The sequence below is a fragment of the Amycolatopsis sp. NPDC043887 genome, assembly GCF_056435665.1.
The window spans coordinates 1-17,167 of the sequence record NZ_JBWKEB010000030.1 but is presented as its reverse complement, the minus strand read 5'-3'; the positions used below and the strand labels follow the sequence as shown (position 1 = coordinate 17,167).

General features: G+C 64.4%; 14 protein-coding genes and 2 pseudogenes. 7 read left to right on the top strand and 9 right to left on the bottom strand.

The annotated features are described in order from the left end of the window. Positions 1 to 54 precede the first annotated feature (54 nt). On the bottom strand, positions 55 to 1,356 hold the full coding sequence (locus AC069H_RS41525) for an FAD-dependent oxidoreductase (RefSeq protein ID WP_478235980.1): 1,302 nt from the start codon (positions 1,354 to 1,356) through the stop codon (positions 55 to 57). After that, positions 1,353 to 2,105 (bottom strand): nucleotidyltransferase domain-containing protein, encoded by a 753-nt coding sequence (locus AC069H_RS41520; protein ID WP_478235979.1) that lies wholly within the window; start codon positions 2,103 to 2,105, stop codon positions 1,353 to 1,355. Before AC069H_RS41520 ends, AC069H_RS41525 begins: the two co-directional genes overlap by 4 nt. Before the next feature lie 206 nt (positions 2,106 to 2,311). On the opposite strand from AC069H_RS41520, the gene AC069H_RS41515 reads away from it, so the two are divergent. Further along, positions 2,312 to 3,502: an MFS transporter gene (locus tag AC069H_RS41515; protein WP_478235978.1), complete on the top strand. Its 1,191-nt coding sequence runs from the start codon at positions 2,312 to 2,314 to the stop codon at positions 3,500 to 3,502. Positions 3,503 to 3,522: 20 nt separating this feature from the next. Further along, entirely contained in the window at positions 3,523 to 3,966 is a 444-nt protein-coding gene (locus AC069H_RS41510; RefSeq protein ID WP_478235977.1) for a 2'-5' RNA ligase family protein, read from the top strand. Positions 3,967 to 4,595: 629 nt separating this feature from the next. Here the strand turns inward: AC069H_RS41510 and AC069H_RS41505 are convergent. The 4 genes and pseudogenes from AC069H_RS41505 to AC069H_RS41490 all read right to left on the bottom strand — a co-directional run. Next, positions 4,596 to 5,003: pseudogene (locus tag AC069H_RS41505) on the bottom strand (IS30 family transposase); the annotation flags it as partial. A 39-nt stretch (positions 5,004 to 5,042) separates the two neighbouring features. Beyond that, positions 5,043 to 5,234, bottom strand: a complete 192-nt coding sequence (locus AC069H_RS41500) for an integrase core domain-containing protein (RefSeq protein ID WP_478236014.1) — start codon at positions 5,232 to 5,234, stop codon at positions 5,043 to 5,045. 64 nt (positions 5,235 to 5,298) lie between these two features. Next, positions 5,299 to 5,541 (bottom strand): annotated as a pseudogene (locus AC069H_RS41495) (IS3 family transposase); the annotation flags it as partial. Between the two features lie 77 nt (positions 5,542 to 5,618). After that, complete coding sequence (locus AC069H_RS41490) at positions 5,619 to 5,942, bottom strand: transposase (protein WP_478235976.1); 324 nt, start codon at positions 5,940 to 5,942, stop codon at positions 5,619 to 5,621. A 1,120-nt stretch (positions 5,943 to 7,062) separates the two neighbouring features. Between AC069H_RS41490 and AC069H_RS41485 the strand changes: the two genes are divergently transcribed. Then, on the top strand, positions 7,063 to 8,514 hold the full coding sequence (locus AC069H_RS41485) for a hypothetical protein (protein ID WP_478235975.1): 1,452 nt from the start codon (positions 7,063 to 7,065) through the stop codon (positions 8,512 to 8,514). Positions 8,515 to 8,617: 103 nt separating this feature from the next. Next, on the top strand, positions 8,618 to 9,232 hold the full coding sequence (locus AC069H_RS41480; RefSeq protein ID WP_478235974.1) for an SMI1/KNR4 family protein: 615 nt from the start codon (positions 8,618 to 8,620) through the stop codon (positions 9,230 to 9,232). A gap of 337 nt (positions 9,233 to 9,569) precedes the next feature. Here the strand turns inward: AC069H_RS41480 and AC069H_RS41475 are convergent, their stop codons facing one another. From AC069H_RS41475 to AC069H_RS41465, 3 genes are all read right to left on the bottom strand, one after another. Then, complete coding sequence (locus tag AC069H_RS41475) at positions 9,570 to 9,827, bottom strand: hypothetical protein (RefSeq protein ID WP_478235973.1); 258 nt, start codon at positions 9,825 to 9,827, stop codon at positions 9,570 to 9,572. Positions 9,828 to 9,907: 80 nt separating this feature from the next. Then, complete coding sequence (locus AC069H_RS41470) at positions 9,908 to 11,770, bottom strand: DNA/RNA helicase domain-containing protein (RefSeq protein ID WP_478235972.1); 1,863 nt, start codon at positions 11,768 to 11,770, stop codon at positions 9,908 to 9,910. Continuing rightward, on the bottom strand, positions 11,712 to 13,469 hold the full coding sequence (locus AC069H_RS41465) for an EVE domain-containing protein (protein WP_478235971.1): 1,758 nt from the start codon (positions 13,467 to 13,469) through the stop codon (positions 11,712 to 11,714). Before AC069H_RS41465 ends, AC069H_RS41470 begins: the two co-directional genes overlap by 59 nt. On the opposite strand from AC069H_RS41465, the gene AC069H_RS41460 reads away from it, so the two are divergent. The 3 genes from AC069H_RS41460 (at position 13,413) to AC069H_RS41450 (ending at position 17,094) form a co-directional block, all read left to right on the top strand. Then, the gene (locus tag AC069H_RS41460; RefSeq protein WP_478235970.1) at positions 13,413 to 15,257 is read left to right on the top strand and encodes a DNA/RNA helicase domain-containing protein; all 1,845 of its coding nucleotides are present in this window, start codon (positions 13,413 to 13,415) and stop codon (positions 15,255 to 15,257) included. The genes AC069H_RS41465 and AC069H_RS41460 overlap by 57 nt on opposite strands. 68 nt (positions 15,258 to 15,325) lie before the next feature. Then, positions 15,326 to 16,561, top strand: coding sequence for a hypothetical protein (locus AC069H_RS41455; RefSeq protein WP_478235969.1), 1,236 nt, complete (start codon positions 15,326 to 15,328; stop codon positions 16,559 to 16,561). 194 nt (positions 16,562 to 16,755) lie between these two features. Next, the gene (locus AC069H_RS41450; RefSeq protein ID WP_478235968.1) at positions 16,756 to 17,094 is read left to right on the top strand and encodes a hypothetical protein; all 339 of its coding nucleotides are present in this window, start codon (positions 16,756 to 16,758) and stop codon (positions 17,092 to 17,094) included. The last annotated feature ends 73 nt before the right edge of the window (positions 17,095 to 17,167 follow it).

The following is a 17,167-nucleotide window of genomic DNA, read 5'->3' as shown; positions in this document are numbered from 1 at the left end:
CCGCCCGACCGGACCACTGGTTCGGGACGGGCGGCCACAAGATGCCTGATCTGTTCAGCCGAGGTGTTCGGCCGTCCGTACGGCGATGGCGGCCGCGGCCAGGGTCGGGTTGGTGGCGGTGGTCGTCGGGATGAGCCCAGTGCCTCCGAGGTAGAGGTTTTCCATTCCCCATACCAGGCCGTAGCCGTCGGCGACACTGTCGATTCCGTCGGTACCGATCCGGGTGGTACCCATGACGTGCATCGAGGTGCCCGCGGTGAGCCTCCGGGGTTTGCCGGTCGGGACGAAAGCGCCGATCTGCTCGCCGGCAGCCGTGACAGCGGCCAGAGTGTCCGCCCGCTTGGCCTCGTCGTGCGCAGTGAGGGTGTACTCGAACGTGGGCCGGGGCAGTCCGAAAAGGTCGGTCGGTGCTTCGGTGAATACGAGCCGGTTGTCCCGTCGTTGCTCGGTCGCGGTGTACCAGTACAGGGAAAGAACCCTGCGGTCGTCGATCCCCTCGAGCAGGGGCGAGCCATGGGAATCGGTGAGTAGCACGCCGTGAAACGGATGGTCGTCGCTCATCGGGACGATCGCGACCGGATTGGGGTCGCCGGTGGGGAAGTCGTCGAGCATGACCTGGGCGTACGACAGAGGATGGTCGGTGAGGTAATGGCCGACTGGCAGGCCCTTCCCGATTCCGGATGTCCACAGCAATGCGGGGGTGCGCAGTCCTCCTGCCGCTATGACGAAGTTGTCTGCGGTGACCTTGTGCGGCTTGCCGGTGGCGATGTCGATGGTCTCGGCTGCGATGACACGGCCGCCCTGGCGGATCAGCTTGCGGACCGCGCGATGGGGTACGACTTCTGCGTCGGGTGCGATTTCGGCCGGCCCAGTCCACTGCAGACCGTCGAAGGCGATCGGTGCGGGCCTGGCTCCTTCCAGGGCCGAGATCACTGAGCTTTGCCGTTGTCCGGCCGGGCTCGGGGCGACCCGCAGCAGGTCTTCGGCTCGGCGATACAGACGGTCCCATTCGCCGTTGGCGATGCCTGGCCAGCGTTCTCGGGTGACCAGGCGCGGGACTACGCAATTCCAGAGGACGCCCATGCCGCCCAGCAGGTTTGTCGTCCTCGCGGCCGCCAAGGCCGACGTCGGCGTGGAACCGACGGTGGCTCTTCGCAGATGAACGCTGACGAGGTCGTTGAGATAGCCTGGATCCGCCAGGGACATCGGAAGGTTGCGCAGATGCGAGCCTGCGCGGCTGGTCATCGGGGAGCCGGCGTCGAGAACGACCACGGCGGCTCCCCGATCGGCCAGACAGCGCGCGAGAACCGCGCCGATGATCCCGAAACCGACGACCGCGACGTCCGCGCCGGTCACGGGTTTGCGCTGGCGGCCAACTCGCGGAGTGAGGGCGCGAGCCGCTCGGCGTATTCCGGATCGACGTGCTCGGCCTCGGCCAGCAAAGCCTCGCACGCGGCGGTGAACGCCCGGCTCAGTTCGGTGGGGTCCAGCGAGCGCACCAGCGCTTCCATGATCGGGTCGGCCATCTCGGCGGGGAGATCGTCAATGCCCCGGCCTTGTGTGGCAGGTACATCGTGGCGCAGGCAAGCGAGATTGAAAACCTCATCGCGCATTCCGCTGATCATGTACTCCGCCTGTCGGACTCGCCGCCTGGCGATGCTCGACCTGGCATGCAGCGCGTAGAGCCAAGCCCAGCCGATGAGGTCCCTCGCGACCGGCGACTTCGTCTTCTCGACATCATTCGCTTCGCCGAAAAGGACTTCGAAGCGCGGCCCGGTCGCGCCGAAGTCTTCGTCGTGCCAGAACGCGATATCGACTTGGAGAGTGCCCGGCAGCAAGAACACCCTGAACAACGTGTTTCCCGCCCACACATCCAGGTGGGTGACCGCGTTGTACTCCCGATAGAGCAATTCCGTCCAGTGTGCGACGAATTCGTCGTAGTCGACGTCGGGAGTCAATCGCAGCGCCAGGTCGATGTCCGACCAGCGGTCTTCTTTGCCGTGTGCGCTTGATCCGGCGAATCCCGCCGCTGTAATCCTTGGTTCGGCCTTCGCCGCCGCCACCAGCTCGTCACGGACACGGTCTCGCTCGACTGTTGTGAACACGACACCGTACGTTACCAGTGCCACGCAAGCCCATGCGCTTGCCAGGGAATTTCACACGTTTGTGCCATGCTGTGACTTTCGGTAAGATTCCATGGGGTGAAGCAACACCATGGGGGGATTCTGGGGTGCTGAAAAGTGTCGCGGGCAAAGCAAGTCCGGACTCCACCCGGAGCCGCTGGGTTCGCCTTCAAGCCACCGTTCTCGCGATGGCGGCGAGCGAAGGCCTGCTCTTGGCAGCATTGCCGCTGCTCGCTGTATCACTGACGACCGACCCACGCGCGGTTTCCCTGGTGAACGCTGCGGCAAAGGCGCCATGGCTCCTGTTGTCGTTGTTCGCCGGCCTGCTGATCGACCGCGTCCGCCGCACGACGGTTCTGATACTGGCGTGCACGTTGCAAGCCGGCGCGGCATTGATCCTGGGCCTCGCCGCCGCGGGCTCCTGGTTGACGATCCCGTTGCTGCTGGTGGTGTCGTTCGTCGTCGCGTCTTCACAGGTGCTCGGCGAAGGGGCTACCGGTGCGCTGGTCCCCGAATTGCTGCCGCCGGAACGATTCATCGCCGCCAACACCCGCCTGCAGGTGATCGGCCAAGGCGCGGTCCAATTCATGGTCCCGCCGCTGACCGGCTTGCTGCTTGCTCTAGCCGCGGGCCTGCCCGCGTGGGCCGCGTGCGTCGGTGCATTCGCCGGGCTCGCGTTGGCCAAGACGATCCCGTCGGCCGCGATCGGTACGGCCGGCGGCCGTCCTTTGCGGGAGATCTCCGAAGGACTGCGCGCCCTCGTGTCCACGCCTGTGCTGCGTTCCATCACCGTCACAGTCGCTCTAGGCTCGTTCGCCGCCAGTGGGACGAGTGCCGTTCTCGTCCTTTACGCCACCGAAATACTCTCCTTGGGACCGGCGGGCTACGGTCTCTTGCTGGCCTGCCTGGCCGTCGGATGGCTCGCATCGTCGTTCGTCGTGAACCGGATAGTGACCCGCTTCGGCATCCCCAATGCCATGCGGGCCGCGCAAACCATCACGGCCGTCATTCCGCTCTGCATCGCCACAGCGCCACCGTGGCCCATACTGCTCGGCGTCCTGCTTGCCGCCTCGGCAGCCACCACTCTCGTCTGGAACGTCTGCTCTCAAGCCAGCAGGCAGCGTCTCACCCCGCCGAGGATTTTGGGCAGGGTCCTGACCAGTCACCGGGCCTTGGCGTGGGGCCTCACGCCTTTGGGCGCACTTACCGGCGGGCTCATCGCCGCGGCCTGGAACCTTCGCGCGGTATGGTTGTCCGCCGCCGTTCTGCAAGCTGTCGCCGCGATCATCGTGTGGCGAACCCTGTCCGTGAAAGCCTTTACCGCAGCGGAGGATCAGTCTTGGGACACGCCGCCCTCGTCATCCCGGTCCCAGCTCTAGAACCGCTGATTCGCCCTCGAATGCAGCGTGCCTTGCCCTCACTGATGTTTCCTGACCCGGATGCCACTCACGCTCACGTCAGCCTGAGCGACGCCATCCCGGAGGACTCCCTCACTCCCGCCCTGCTCGATGTCCTGACAACCCACTTCGCTCGGATATCGCCGATTTCCCTTACCTTCCGGCCAACTCCCCAGCTGACACCCGACGGCGGCACGTATCTCACTCCCGAACCGCTGGAACCGCTGGAACGCCTGATCGCATCGCTGCCCGGCCTTCCCTCGACCCCCTACCCGCCTCACCTGACCATCGAGTATTCCTGGGGCCGCGACCCTGCGGGGGGAACGCACGACATCCAGACACTCCTTCCGATCACCACCAGGATCGGACAGGCCGATCTCAACTGGTACGAGCGGCATGATTCGCGGAATCTCGCCTCTTTCGCCTTCGGTGGCGGTTGCGGATAGCCTGAGCCCGCGTCAGGTGGTCGACCGTATCCGTCGTGGGCGGATCGGGCGATCCTGTCGGCGTTGGTGCTATTGATGCCGCGTCACCTGCGCGGTCCCCACAGGTGACGCCAGGCACGTTGCGGCCTGGCACCGGCGATTGGTTCGGCGAAAGTGGCCCACGCACGGCGTGCGGGCAGACCCGTGATCGACGCCCAGTTGCGTGAATTAGTGGTGCGGGTGGCACGGGAGCCCCTGCGAAGGGGTCATCGGCGCATCCAAAGGAGCTGGGCCGACTTGGCTATCGTCTCGGCGCTGCGATCATTCGCCGGATTCTGGCGGCCGCTCGTCTAGACCCGGCGCACTCCGTGGATGGATGCTGGCTGGCGCGGCTTCCTGCGCTCCCACGCCATCCGGGCTGTTGGCGTGCGATGGACACGATCGGCCCGCGGCGGCTGTACGTGCCGTTCATGGTGGAAGTCGCGAACGGCTGGGTACATCCTCGGGGTCACCGCCCATCCGACCGGCGCGTGGACCACAAAGGTTGCGCGGAACCTGGTGATGGATCTGGCTGATCAGATCAGCGGATTCCGGTTCCTGATCCGAGACAGGGAGGCCTAGTACACGGCACCGTTCGACACGGGGCGGTTTCAACCAGTCGTTGCGAACGGGTTGGTTGTGTTGTCCAGGAATTCTCGCATGGCCTCGGCGGGTGTGCGATCGCTGAGGCAGAGTCGAGGGCGGCGGTTGAGTTCGCTGGCGACGCGGCGCAGGTCGCAGAAGAAGATCTCGAAGCCGGTCGCTGTGCTGATCTGTTCGTGCAGGACCAGTTCGCGGCCTTGGTCCCAGGTCAGGGTTTTCCGCATCACTGGTGGGATCACCGAGGCCTGAGTGACCAGCGCGTCGCGTAGCAGAGGTGCCTTGTAGCCACAGGGCAGATGGATCAGCACGGTGTAGCGGGTGACGCGTTCGACCAGGGTAGCGATGGCCGAGCCGAGGTTACGGCCGATGATGAGGTCACCTTCCCAATGACCTGGCACGACGCGCTCAGCGACCTCTGAGGTTCACCCCGAATGGTGGACAGGGGTTACGAGGGTTCAGGCAGCCGTTCGGAGTGACTGCTCGAAGTTGTCGGGGCTGAGCATCCCGATCGCGGAGTGCCGCCGCACACTGTTGTAGAAGATGATCCATTTGTCAATCGCGGCAACGAGTTCTGTCTTCGTGGCGTAGGCGTGCCGGTAGTAGTGCTCGTGTTTGAACGTCGACCAGAACGAGCCGGTCGACCAGATCCGGCGGGAACGACGCAGCCGGATCGACCACCGTCGTCTTCACCTTGAACGTGCGCGGGCTGATTCCCTCAAGCCCGATCGAGGCCATGATCTTGGCGACGGTCTTCGCTGTCACCACCTCGCCCTGGTCACGCAGCTCGGCGGTAATCCGCGGCGACCCGTAGATCCCGCTCGAGTCCTTGTGCGCCTGGGTGATCTTCACCTCGAGATCGGCCCGGCGTTGCTGCCGCGGAGTCAACACCGTCGCCGCCACACGTTTCACATGCGCGTAGTAGCCCGACGTCGACACACCCAGCAACCGTGCCATACGCCGCACAGAAAACCGCGTGCGCTCAGGCGAATGGGTCGTGCCGGCTAACTCGTCGGGGCCGGCGTACTTGGCCATCAGAGCGAACCGGGCCGGTTCTTCTGCATCGCGGCAAAGTACGCCGAGGCTTTTACCAGGAACGCGTTGTCCTTCTCCAGCTCGGCCACCTGCCCGCGCAAGCGCAACAGTTCGGCCCGCTCGGCCGCCTCCAGAGGTTTGTCCCCGTGGACCTCGGCCGCGGCGACCCGTCGACGTTCGTCTTTGACCCAGACACTCAACATGCCCGCGTCGATACCCAGCTCACGGGAAACCTCAGCGATCGTCCGGCCGGAATCGATCACACGGTGAGCAGCCTCGACCTTGTACTCGGCCGTGTACGAACGGCGCTTACGAGGAGGCATGAGGACATCCTTTCAGCAGGACGACTGGTCCTGCTAACTCGGTGTCCACTACACGGGGTGAACCTCAGTGGTGGCGGAGATGACTGGCGAAGGCTTGAATCAGAGTTCTCTCCACCCGGAGTACTGGCATTCCTCCAACGGGCTGCCTTACGGCTACTCGCTCAGCGCACCGGACAGTGAGACGGACCCGGCGGAACTCCGACTCCTTGAGCGGGTGGACGGCAGGGTGATGTGCTGCGACATCATGTTGCACATCTTCGTCAGAGACCTCGCTGGTCGGCCTGTGCTGGGCAAGCCGGCGCAGCGTGTTGCGGTACGAACCGAGGGCTGGGTGTTCGTCGAGTTCCAGGCTCCACCTTCAGCGAGCCTGCTCGGTCACTTGGAGAACGCGGGCCGTTGCAATCCGCGTCAACGACTACGTCTATCTCGACGCATCGGCGATGGCAGCGTGGAACGCCGACCCGGACTTTCACGTCCTCGAGTAGACACCCCGTCATCCCACCAGCTCGAAACCTCGGCGACGACACCCGCTCGCTCTCACCGCTGGCGATAGCTAAACCGCTCACTGGACCTTCGGGATGCTTGCGGTCAGATCTACGTACGCGTACGGGGACCAATGGGATGTCGTCGGGAAACGTTTCCGTTTCTCAATGGTCCCAGATCAAGGGAATCCGTAGTGCGTGCAGTTTTACTTTGCCGTCGGGCCTTCAACTGTTGACAGTAAGACTTTCTGGTTGGTAGACAGACTGTGTTGGTTCTCAACCTAGGGGGCTGGGCGAAACACTTCGTATTTCAGCTACTTCAAGTAAGAGCTGCGGTAAGCCGGTGGCCGCTTGGCAGGTCATTTTTGTGCAATTAATTTCTGTGCTCGGCGTACGAGTGGGCTGGTCACCTAGTGACTGTGCCGGCGCTGGGCGGCCAGGATTGAGTGTATTGCAAGCCCCTGTGAGTCGCGTCGTTGCTGTGACATCAGGGCTGATCGTTGCGGCGTGCGCAAAAGTTAGTTGATCGATGTGTTTTGTCATGATAACCGACTGGCAAATGCCGCCTTTTGTCGATTTGTGAACCTTTCGAAATTGAGGGTGGGAGTTGTATGAGACCACATGGTTGGCGACGGATTTTGTTCGTCGCAACGGCTGCGATGACGTTATTCGCTGGTGTGATTCCAGCGAGTGCCGGGGCAGCGGGGCATGAGGAAAGATCCAGGCTGCTGACGTACATGATCACCGATCCGGCGCTTGTGAACAACCCGGCTAAGGTGACGGAGGTGCTCAAGCGGGACGGCGACCTGGACGCTCTCGGGTTGAAACCGGATGCTGAGGATGTCGACAGGTCGAGCAGGCGGACCGCCGAGACCGAGGATCCCGGCTACATCGTGGACAGCGCCGAGTTCGATAACGGCGCCAAGCCTGAGAATCCCTTCCGGTACATCGAGTACCCGGACTGCCGGGCGAACGACGACGCTGCCCGGCCGATCGGCTGGATCAAGAACAGGTTCTCCTACTGTCAGAAGTTTCTGTTCCCGATCTCGTACTACGATGTCACCACCGGCTTGACCAGTACGGCGACCATCCAGAACACGATCATCGGGTACGGGAAGATCGGCCCCTATCCCGGGCACGCCACGCGACGCTTCGCTGACTTCCGTTTCACCGCGGAGGTACTCGAACCCAACGGGATCTTCCTCGACCCGCGCAGCGAGATGGAGATCGCCGTCAAGTGCGCCGGCGAGTACCGGGTCAACATCGGGCTCGGCAACTCCCAGGCCTGCTACCCCAACCCCGGCCTGGAGCGGCATGACAAGAGCTTCATCGGATGGGGCCTGGACCCGAAAGCCCACTACGAGCTCTTCTCCGAAGGGCAGCCTCCCGGTCCGCAGTACGGGGAACAGATCGCCCAGGGAGTCTTTCACTTCGAGTACGACTTCGACTTCCCCGGCGTGAACACCGACCCCAGCAAGAAGAGCTATGAGGGTGGGCTGCGTTTCGACAGCGCCGACTACCTGTGGGACAAGCAAGGCAGCATCTTCGACCGCGCCGTGCCCGGCCTCGGCTACTCGAAGAGCGATCCCAAAGTGTCCCGCCACGCCAAATTCGTCGATGACGCGCGCGCCAACCCCGGCGCCTCCTGGCCTCCGAAGGCAGGGAAGAGACTGCTCGGTGGCTCGCCGCTGCATGCCGACTCGCTGCACCGGGTGACCAGGTCCAAGGGGCATGACATCGTGCTCGATCGCAACAACGCGACGGCGCTCGCCGCCTGCCGCCGGCCGGGGATGCCCGCTCCGCTGCCCGAGGAGGGGCCCGAGTTCGACTGTGACGAGTACGCCTACGCCTCCACCTACGAGGGAGCCGCTGGGTGGCGCGACCCCGGAGGCATTTTCGATCCGAACAAGTACCGGGACGAGTTCGCCGTGCGCTGGGTGAACAGGCAACACAATTCGGAAGCCGGCAACCGCTTGCGCTCCTTCAATCAAACCCACCGGATCCTCGACGTGGACCGCCTGATTCCGCAGTGGAACAAGGTCCTGGACCCGAACGACCAGGAACGCTTCTGGGTTCCGATCACGCCCTAGAATCGGGCACGCTGGATTCATGACCAGGTGAGATGCGCCCGGCATACCGGGCGCATCTCACCTGCGCAGAGCCCCGGACGTAACGACGAGAAGGTGGGTATTCGTGACCGCACCGGTGAACCAGCTGTGGCAGCAGATCATGAACCTGCTGCGGGAACACGCCCCAGCCACCGCCCGCGAGATCCGGCCTCCCGGCCCCACCGGCGATATCCGGGAGCTTCAGCGCCTCGTCGGACTCGCTCTCCCCGATGACCTCGTCGGCTGGTGGACGCTCATGGACGGCATCGTCGATCGCTACGACCAACGAGCTGGGGACCTGGTGCCGCACGCTTTCGTCCCCCTCGCGGTACGACGAGTTCGCGAGGAATACCGGCGGATGTCGGAGTCCACCGCCACGGACCCGACATGCTGTGGCCCAGGCCAGGTACATCAGAACCACGCAGGCGATGACGGAGGCCCGTTCTGCACCGCGCTCGTGCCGATCTGTCGTGATATCACCGGCACCACACTGTGCGTGGACCTACGCCCCGGCGCCGACCACGGCATGGTCATGACGATGGCGCCTGGTGACGGTTTCAGCGCGACGCACTGGGGAAGCGTGACCGAGATGCTCGCCGAGATCGCTGAACGACTGGACGCCTACGCCCGTCAAGCCGAACTTCCCTACGGCGAAAAGCATCCCACGGTCAACGACGAGGGCATGCTCCAATGGCCGTAAGAGAACATGGCTGAATCGCGCAGGCAATAGCCTTGCGCCGAGACCAATCCAGCCCGCGCGAAAACGACCTCCAGGGACCGGTACGACGATGTGATTCACCCGGGACCAGCTCCGGACGCGTCGGGAGAACGCAGCTACCTGTCTCTTGGGCAGCTTCCTGCCGGGACCACCCCGCTCGGTACCCTCGTGTGGCATATAGCTAGGTCCTGTGGTCGTGATACGCCATCGGCCACGTTCAGGTGCTCGCCTAGCTGGGGCTGAGGTTCATTGGCGCAGTTGTCCTCTGCGGCAAGTCTTCCACTCGTCACAGGCGACTTGAGACAACACGCAGTTCGGCTCATGGAAGGATGCCGGCTTCGTGTAGGCGTAGCGCAGTGAGTGCAAGGCCAGTGGTGCCGGTTGCGGTGACCCACAGGAGTTTGAGGACCTTGAACGCGTCGGCACGACGCTGTTTGTCGTGACAGGAAATGGCGACGTGAGCTGAATACGCGATGAGGACCGCGATGAGCACCGCATAGCCGCCGACGAACCAAGCCCACATGGGCTTCCTTTCGTGGGTGGCGAACCGTGGTACGGACGTCGTCGTGTCGCTCACTGGCGCGCGGTCTGTGGCGCGTACCGGGCCGGTGGCGTTCGTGACTGCCCGCGCTGAGGTTCGCGAGGGTCATCGAGGCTTCAGGCGTCGGCGAGTGCGTGGAACAGCGCCTGTGTTTCGGGGTCGGTGGAGTACAGGACTGTTCCTTGCATGCCGCGGGTCAGCAGCACCTTGTAGGTGTGCTTGATGAGCCGCTCGAACTCGTCCGGTTTGGCGCGGGCGACGACAGTGTCCTTGCTGGCGGAGGGGTCGGCCACCCAGTGGTCGGTTCGCCAGACCAGGTCGGGGCCGAAGAGCACGCCGTTCCAGTCGTATTCGAAGCCTTGTGCGGTGTAGATGCAGCCGATCTGGCCGAAGCCGGCGGGATCGGTCGCCCACAGCTGGGAAGGGGGTGCGCCGTTGACCCCGCGGTCGCCCTTGACGTTCCAGGGACGCTTCCAGGAGCCGATGACGACGTCGTCGATCAGGCCGTCGCTGGGGTGGGCGTCGCTCCAGTGCCAGCAGAAACCGGCGGTCATCCGCGCGCCGAAGCCTTGGTCGAGTTTCGTGGCGAGGTGGGCCTCGAGGGCGGCCGGGTTGTCGGCGACGGCCAGTTCGAATCGGTCGTCGCCCGTCCACGGGGCGGGAGGGTTGCCGGAGAGGCCCAGCAGGTCCAGGACCCACTGTTCGTAGGTGCGGCTGCCGCCGCAGCGGAACTGGCCGTCGAGGTCGATCCGCCGGACCGTGAAGCCCTTCTCTGTTGCCTTGGCGTGGATTTCGTCGTAGGAGCCGAGTTCGCCGGGGCGGACGACCTGGTGCTGGTCGAGCAGGAAGACGGGGACGCGGGCGGCGTCGATGAGTTCTTCGACCTGGGGCTTGGTGCTGCGCTTCGCGGCCGGGGTGTAACGGTTGTTGGAGGTCTCGCGGATGCGGTGGGCTTCGTCGTTGATCAGGACCGTCAGGTTGTTGTGTCCCGCCTGGGAGAAGCTGTTGAAGTACTGGAACAGTTTCTGCACCCGGGTCGTGCCTTTGCCCGCCGTCTTGCGCAGGGTGGTGGTGAACGACTTCGACCCGGTCGCGTGGATCGCGCGGTAGCCGTTGCGGAAGAGCTCCCCGAGGAGTTCGAGCGCGATGACGCTCTTGCCGGAACCCGGGCCGCCGTTGATGATGATGACTTCTTTGCTGTCGGCCTCGGCCGCACGCCGGACCGCTCGCAGGACCATGAGGTAGGCGACCTGCTGCTCGTCGAGCAGCACGAAGCTGCGCTGGTGCTTGATTTCGTCGGCGGCGACCGCCATCAGCTGCCTGCTCGGCGCGATCCTGCTGTTCGCGAGGTCTTCCGCGGCCTGGATGCCGGGCTTGGGGGCCAAGCGGGTGTTCAGGAACGTCCGCAGCGCGGAGCGGTTCGACGCGGTGAACATCTGCCCGTACTGCCGGGGCGGCAGCTCGAGCAGCGACGCGACGCCCGTGTCGTCGGCGTTGTGCAGGTAGGCGACACCGACGACGTCGTCAGTGCTGTCGTGCAGCACGCGGGTGAAGTCGACGAGGTACTCGCAGTACTGCTCGACCTGTGCGATCGGGTGCAGCAACGCGCGCTTGGCTCCCGGCACGGTGCACAGCCGGGGTTCGTCCTCCTCGACGGTCGCGCTGCTCCACTGTTTGAGCTCCACGACGACGTAGGACGACCTGCCGGTCCCGGGGTGGACGCCGGCGAGCACGACATCGGCACGGAGGCTGGACAGCGGCAGTTGATACTCGATGAGCATCTCGACCTCGCCCAGTCCGCACTCCACGAGCTCCTGCGCGAGCGCCGGCAGGCTCAACCGCCAGGAGCGCCGCTCGGAGACGGACGGGCGGAAACCGTACTTGACGGCGAACTGGGTGGTGAGCTGATCGGCGAGGGTGTCACCCGCGGCGAGCTGCAGAACGCTCTGCGCGGACCTGGAAAGCAGGAACGACGACACGACGGAACTCCCATACATGTGTGGCATGTCCGCGGGCGAACCCGTGGAAGCCAGGCGGCTGTATGGCGATCAACGTACAGGAGTTCGTGGCCAGCCCGGAGATGACCCGCCGGTTTCGCGCGCGGTCGTCGCGAAACTCGTCTCCGTCCGGGTAGATCAAGGCCACGCTCTGCGCTCCGAGTACCTCGATGATGCTGGATGCGGGTTTGGCGGGGAGCAGCACCGCGAGTTCGGCGTCGGGTTTGAGGTGGTGCCGGTAGTCCAGGAGCTGGCCGAGCGCCATACGGACGTCCTGGCGCCGGTTGGATGCCTTGGCCTCGATGAGGGTGTTCGTCCCTGGATCGAAGAGGTCGCAGACGAGCCGCTCACCGGTGGGAAGAAGTGCGCTGAGGCACAACAGTTCTCGGCCGACGAAGTCGGCGTAACGCTCGACCAGCCTCGCTTCGGGAAAATCCACCACACGGCTGTCCGAACCGCCACTCGCGGTCGTCGTCTCCGGGACGCTGCCCGGCGGGCGCGAGGTCACGACGGTTTCTGCTGGCTCTGCAGGTCCCGTCCTGCCTCGGTCGTCCGCCGTCCGCTCGATCGGCGTCCACTGTTCTGGTGTCAGCGGGACCGGGCCGGCGCCGTCGGACATCATTGTCGTGAGGTCGGCGAACACAGGATCCGATTCCAACGCCTGCCTGGTCACTGGTCGGTCGAACAAGAAGCGATCGAAGTGCACGTCGACGACGTGACGCGTGGCTCCGTCTTCGGGGCTTTCGGCCTGATACGGCGTCGAAGCGAGCGTGCCGATGGCGTAAATGCCTGCGGCGCCATCGGAAACCCACAAGGCGAAGCGATCGCCGATCCGCAACTCGTCGACGTGGCGCGTGATGGTCAAGGTCGCGGTGGACGTCGATCGGCTCTGCCACCAGGACCACACGTCCCACTGGTCGGGGTCGCAGCCCAGGAGCCAGTGCGAGGGCGGGGGGTTCCCTCCGGCCGTGATCAGGTCTTTGACCGAAGTGTGCTTCTCCGCTGACACGAGCGTGAGACTGCGCAGCGGTGTAGAGAGGCCCAGTGGCCCGAGGATCCGGGCGGCGGGGATCGGGACCTCGAACTCACGCACGTCGCCGAGCGCCATGATGTGCTCCCACGTGTCGCCGTCCTCGTCGGTGCCCCACACCGACTTCGCGAGGTCCGGATTGTGGAGCAGGTGCAGGATGGTGGCCTCTGCGAAGAACGCCATGTCCGCGTAGAACAGCACCTGGTCTCCGACCTTGCGGCCGCGGAGCGCGACGGCCTTCGCGTTGCCCGACGAACGCGTCGGTGTCGAGCCCCAGAGCCTGGCCGGCTCATCCCGGTAAAGCGTCTCGAGAACTGCGAGATCGGCGCCGATCGTGGCGTCGTGGTCCGCGAGACGAACACCGCGGCGAACGGACAGGTCGAAGTTGGCCGGGCCGTTGTACCGGGTGCCGCCGCGCGGCTGCAGAACCAACTGCTCGTCGTTCATGATCGGCACGATAGCGATCGTCACCGACAACCGGGCTGTACCGACCACGGCTCGATTGTCGGTGGCTTCTGGTAGAGATGGATCATGCTTTACGGGGGACGGGTCGAGGCGATCCGCGCGGCGTTGACGGAGTCGTCGGCTGGTTTCGTGGCCAAACTGGCGGCGGAGTTCGAAGCGGCGTCCGGCGCACCGCCGAAGCCACAAGAACGGCGAAGCTGGGAGCGGAGCTGGCCGGCGTTGCTGAACGCTTTAGTCGGGGCCGGACTCGGCGAATTGTGGATGGCGCTGGAGTTCGGCCTGCCCCGCACCGGCGAGCGCGTCGACGCACTGCTGATCGGCCGGCGTCCGGACGGCAAGCTCGTCACGGTCGTGGTCGAGCTCAAGCAGTGGACGAAGGCCGATGTAGTGGTCGGCAGCGGGCTCTGGGTGCACGTCGGTCAGCGGGTCGTCACCCATCCTGGCCGGCAAGTGGCGGGCTACGAGCACTACCTCCGGAACTGGGTGGACCCCGGCGACGATGAGTTCGAAGTGCGCGGGATCGCCGTGCTGCACGATGCGGAGGCTCCCCTGATCGACAAGCTGAGGGGCGCGCTCTCCGACGCGTCGGAGAGCGCCGCGGTGCCGCTCCTCGGCATCGCTGATCTGCGTGGAACAGCCGAGGAGATCGCGTCCTGTCTCGGATGCGCGGACCTCACCGAGCCATCCGATGCCGACGTGGAATGGTTCCTGGGCCTTCCACACCGTCCTTCGGCGGCCCTGTTCGACGAGTTGGGACGTGTGCTGGACGGCGACTCACGGTTTCGGCTGATCGGGCGCCAACAGGACGCCTACGTGGCGCTGCTGGAGGCGGTGGGCGCGGCCGCACGGCTCGGCGAACGACGTGTCCTGGCCGTGAGGGGCGGCCCGGGTACCGGGAAATCGGTGATCGCGGCACGCCTGGTGGCGGGGCTGCCTCGCTATCTGCGTTCAGCGGACATCGAGTGCGCGACGCAATACCTGACGCCTACGAAGACATTGCGAAGGCAACTCGCCCGTGCGGCCACGGATGACGCAGGCAAGGGACTGTTTGGTTTCGTCGACCTCTGGAAACCGAGCGAGGACAAGGTCAACGTCGTTCTCATCGACGAAGCCCAGCGAGTCACCAAACCGCGTGCCAACCTGGTCGACATCATGGAAAAGGCCGCGGTCACCGTCGTGTTCTTCGATGAGCGACAGGTGATCCGGCCTGGGGAAGGATTCTCGCTGCAGGACCTGGACAAGTTCGCGTATACCGCCGGTGCCACGCGCCGGCCCGTTCTGGTGGACCTTGAAGCCCAGTTCCGATGCGGAGGATCGCAGCGATACCAGAACTGGCTGGGGTCGGTACTGAGCACCACGGGTACGCCCGGCACATGGCGGACCGACGGCGACTATGACTTCGCTGTCGCCGAGGACCCGGAGGTCCTGCAGTCCTGGCTCGACAAGCAGTCAGCAAGTGGACATCGGGCGCGGATGAGCGCCGGGTTCTGCTGGCCTTGGACCCGGACGGGGCCCAAGGAGACGTTGAAGAAAGACGTAGTTGTCCACTGGACCGGCTCTGACAAGGTCGAAAGGACCTGGCGCCGACCGTGGAACGCGGATGTGACGGTGTTGGACGACAAGGAGCGGGCCGTGGCCCCTGAGAGCGTCTTCTGGGCGACCGACTCCGGAGGTGAGGGACAGGTCGGCTGCGTCTACACCGCGCAGGCACTGGAATACGAGTTCGGCGGCGTCATCATGGGCAAGGACCTCGTGCGACGCGGCGGTCGCTGGGTGGCCGATCCGAACGAGAGTAAAGACCCGAAATTGAAAAAGGCCCGTTTGACGCCTGAAGAGTACCTGCCGCTGGCCTTGAACATCTATTGGGTTCTGCTGACTCGCGCCAGCCGCGGTTGCCGGGTCTACTCGGACGACGAGGACACACAGAAATTCCTCCATTCGCTGGTTCAGAGCAAGACACGTGCACGTGCCTAGCCGATGGCCGGGAAAGTGTCGGTGGTTCGTGCAAGGCTAGTCTCGTGCGACTTTGTGATGCTCATGGTGTGGAACTGAACGCGGACTTCAATGTTGAGGTCGACGAAGGCCGCTTGAGCCTCGTGCTGGAGAGTGCTGGCGGGAGGACGGCTGGAGCGGCTCGTCCACGCAACGACCAGTACGTTCCTGTGCTGAGGTTGCTGCTGCAGCGCCTGCGTGACCGGGAAGCAGTCCTGCTGTCAGCGCTGGTTGCCTCTGCGAGGGTTTCGAGGTTGTCTGAGGATGAGCGGACCTTGGTCAAAGGGCCGTTAAGGCTTTCTGATGTGACCGACGTTGAGCAGTTGAGGCTTGAGATCACCAGTGCGCAGGGACGTGTAGGCCTGCCAGCGGGGGCGCGGAAGGAAGGCAACAACCGTAAGCGCATCCGGCTTCGGCTCGAGGTGCCAGGGTATCGCCTCGAAGACGCGACAAAGCTCGCCGCAGACCTCTCCACTCCGTACAGTGAGCCGGTTGATCAGCTTGCTGCATCGAGGGAATTGCCTACGGCGACTGAGCTGCTCGATGCTCTAACCGGGATCGAGATTCAGACCGCCACCGGCCGTCCGAATACCGTGCTTGAGGTACACGGGAACGTCGTGCGTGTCCGGACTGAACGCTCTCCTGATGGTCGTCTGGTCGATATCAGTGAGGTTCAGAACGGCTTGGACAAGCTCGCCGAGCGCGGGTCCGTGCAGGTGACGGTTGACGAGCTGGGGCACCGGAGCGCGTTCGTGGGCGCAGTGCTGGCGACGCTTCCCGAGGCGCAGTTCGTTGGCTCACCCGCGGAAGTTGTCCTTCGCGAGCCGACCGGTGATGACGTGGCAGGCGATCTCCACTTCGGTGAGCTTGACGCGGTCACTAGCGTCAAAGTCCGTACAGAACAGAGGAAACTACGCAAGCTCCTAGCGGGAGGGGCGACAGTCGCTGAGTGCGCGCTCTGTGGTGACCGCTACCCGATTAACTTCCTCGTTGCCGCGCACATCAAGAAGCGTGCGGTCTGTACGGACCAAGAACGTCGCGACCTGACTAACATAGCGATGCTGGCTTGTACCTTCGGCTGCGACATGCTGTACGAAGCGGGCTGGGTAACTGTCGATCAGCAAGGCCTCGTGCAAGCACGGTCAGCGGCCGACCTGTCCAAAGGCCAACTTCGAACTCGCCTCCTGCACCTGCACAGCCGACACTGCAAAGCTCACAGCGCCAACTCGGAACCTTACTTCGCCTGGCACCGAGCGAACGTGTTCGCGCCGAACGAACGCCTGTAGGGGTTCCGCGGCCCAGACCCGCCACGTGCTAGGAACCTGTCTATCGATCACACAGTCGCCTGAGTAGACGTCCGCCTTACGAGATCCAACCGACTTGGCTGGTGAGATCACAGCCTCGAGCTTCGCCGGGTCTACTCGTCGCTGACGTGGATGCCTACCGACTACACAAGGTTGTTTCTCGTAGAATGAGATCTGTGGCTCTTGAGGGGTTGTGCCGGTTCGCGGTGCCGGTGGAGAAGGCTGTCCTGCTCGATGAGGACGGTTTCCTTCTGGCGCCGTCGGACCCCGAGTGGAGCTCCAGCAGCACGGTGCAGCCGGTATCAGTGACCGAGTTGCAGGTCGGCGAGGTGAGTTTCGCGCTGTTGGCTGCTGGCGGCGCGGGTAAGACCGTCACGTTCACCGAACTGGCCAAAGCAGAGTCGGATGGGCGCCGGATCGACGCCGCCGCACTCACAATCGACGCTCTCGAACGGGAGTTGGATGGTGCGTGCTTTGACGAATCTGCGGTTTACTTAGGGGTCCTAACAGAATGAGTGGGCTTTGAGTCGGCGCCAGCAGATAATGGCGCAGCCGATGGTGAGGAAGGCTTCGTGGAGGTCGTCGCGG